1 protein-coding gene is annotated in these 2,765 nt (G+C 75.2%); it reads right to left on the minus strand.

Annotated features, from left to right (window positions below):
* Positions 1-2,584 (minus strand): cation-transporting P-type ATPase (locus D7X55_RS38140; protein ID WP_147470383.1); only part of this gene is annotated, 2,584 nt, incomplete at its 3' end.
* Positions 2,585-2,765 lie beyond the last annotated feature (181 nt).

Below are 2,765 nucleotides of genomic sequence, written 5' to 3' on the forward strand. Positions count from 1 at the left end.
CCATCAGCGCTCCGTCGCGCGCCACCCGCCGCGCCGCCCGGCGCGTGAGCAGCGGCATCCCGGGAGGCGCCGGAGGCCGGTCGAGGATGGCCGGGTCGCCGGGCTCCAGCGCCAGGGCGATTCCCGGCAGCGTGTCCGTGAGGAGGTTGATCCACAGCAACTGCAGCGGGGTGAGCGGCTCCCGCAGCCCCAGCAGTCCCGCGCCCAGCACCAGCGCCATCTCCGAGAAGTTGGTGGCGAAGAGGAAGCGCAGCGCGCGGCGCAGGTTGTCCTGCACGATGCGGCCCTCGCCCACCGCGGACATGATGCTGCGCAGGTCCTCACTGGCCATCACCACGTCGGCCACCGCGCGCGCCATGTCGCTGGAGCGCACGCCCACCGCCACGCCCACGTCCGCCGCCTGGAGCGCCGGGGCGTCGTTGATGCCGTCTCCCGCCATGGCGACGATGGCTCCCCGCGCGCGCAGGGCCTTCACCAGCTTGCTCTTGTCCTCCGGCGTCACGCGCGCCAGCACCTCGGTGCGTTCGAGCCGCTCCGCGAGCGCGTCAGCCGGCAGCTCGAGCATCTCCGCCAGCTCACGCGGGGTGAGGGTGTCCCCCTCCAGTCCCACCTGCCGGGCGATGGCCTCGGCCGTGCGGGGCTGGTCTCCTGTCAGGATGACCGTGCGGATGCCCGCGCCTCGCGCCTGGCGCACGGACTCCGCCGCGCCCTCGCGCAGCGGGTCCTTCAGCCCCACGAAGCCGATGAAGGTGTAGCCCTCCGTCGGCGCGGCGCCCTCGTCGCCGGGGAGCCGCCGCCAGGCCAGCGCCAGCACGCGCAGCCCTTCCGCCGCCAGCGCGTCGTTGCGCCGGGCCAGCCGCTCCCGCTCACGTGCGTCCAGCGGCCCCTTCGTGGTGCGTTCGCACATGCCGAGCACCTGCTCGGGGGCGCCCTTGATGAAGGCCACCACGCCATCGCCGGGCGCATGGTGCACGCTCACCACGTAGTGGATGCCTTCGGAGCGCTCGAGCAGATGGCGGCGGGGAAAGGCGCGGCGCAGCGCGGCCCCGTCCAGCCCCGCGGCGTGCGCGGCGGCCACCAGCGCCTTCTCCGTGGAGCTGCCGGACACCTCCAGCGCCTTGCCGCGGTGGTGGACGTCCACGTCGCTGTTGAGCAGCCCCAGCGCGAGCGCCAGGGTGGGCGGGTCCTCCAGCACGGCCTGGGGCCGGGTGCGCAGCGTGGACAAATCCAGGGAGCCATCCCCCAGGTCCAGCACCTCCAGCCGCATCTCGTTGCGCGTGAGGGTGCCCGTCTTGTCCGCACAGATGACGGTGACGCCTCCGAGCGCCTCGGCGGCCGACACGCGCCGCACCACCATGCCTCGTGCGTGCAGCCGCTGCATGGCGCGCACCAGCGCCGCGGTCGCCACCAGGGGCAGACCCTCGGGGAGGGCCGCCACGCCCAGGGCCACCGCGCCGCGCAGCACCTGGGGCCCGGAGCGGCCATGCGCCAGGCCCACCACGGCGGACAGCGCGGCCGCGCCCACGGAGGCCACCGCCACGTGCCGGTCCAGCTGGCCCAGCTTGCGCGTCAGCGGCGTGGTCGGCGCGGACTCCTGCGCCACCAGCTCCCGCACGCGCGCCATCTCCGTGTTGGCGCCCGTGGCCACCACCAGGGCGCGCCCATGGCCCGTGGCCACCGTGGTCCCCGCGAACAGCAGCGACGTCCGCTCCGCCAGGTGCGCCCGCGCATCCACCGGCGCGGGCTGCTTGGGCTGCGGCTCGCTCTCGCCGGTGAGGGGCGCCTCGTCCGCGGAGAGCCGGTGCGCGTCCAGCACGCGCATGTCCGCGGGCAGCACGTCGCCCGCGCGCAGCAGCACCACGTCCCCCGGCACGAGCTCCGCCACCAGCACCGTGACGAGCACGCCGCCGCGCAGCACCTGCGCCGAGCCCGCCTCCAGCTTCTGCCACGAGGCGAGCAGCTCCTGGTTGCGGCGCTCGATGCGGTAGCCGATGCCCGCGTTGAGCCCCACCACCGCGAGGATGGCGGTCGCCTCCAGCGCGTCCCCCGCCAGCGCGGAGGCCCCCGCCGAGCCCATCAGCAGCATCGTGGGAATGGTGGCCAGCTGTGAGCCCAGCATGGCCAGGCGCGAGCGCTGCGTCTCCTCCTCCACGACATTGGGGCCGAAGCGCTTGAGCCGCCGCGCCGCCTCCTCCGAGGAGAGTCCGTGCGTCGAGCCGTCCAGCCGCGCCAGCACCGCGTCCACCGTCATCGCGTGCCACGGCTCCCGCGGTCCGCGCTGTCCGCCTGGCGCCGGGCGGGCCTTGTGATGCCTGCGAGTGCGGGCGAGCGGCGCTTCGGGCTCCTCGTGCAGCCGGGCCAGCAGGGGGGCCTCCGGCGCGTAGCGCACCAGCAGGCGGCCGGTGCGGGGCTGCGCGCTCACCTCCTCGACGCCGGGCCAGGTGGCGAACGTGGCCTCCAGCCGCGCGCCGAGCGAGGTGTTCCACTGCAGGTCAGGGACCTCCAGGCGCAGCCGGCGCGCCGCGGTCGAGTGGCGCACCACCCTCGCCGAAGCGGACTGCCCATCCATGAGGAACACCACCATTCGGACCCCCCCCTGACCGGGCTTCCGAGGTGGGGATGGTGGCCCGCGGGAACAAGGCGGCCCTGCGTGCCAGGGGACGCTGTCGCGGCGACACCGGCGCCCAGACCCTTCCAAGGGCCAACACCTCGCTCCGACTTCAGGGCGGGGTGGGAGGTCTCAGCGGTGGCGCGCCCACACCTCC

The sequence above is a fragment of the Corallococcus sp. AB049A genome (assembly GCF_003668885.1).
Taxonomy (GTDB): Bacteria; Myxococcota; Myxococcia; order Myxococcales; family Myxococcaceae; genus Corallococcus; species Corallococcus interemptor.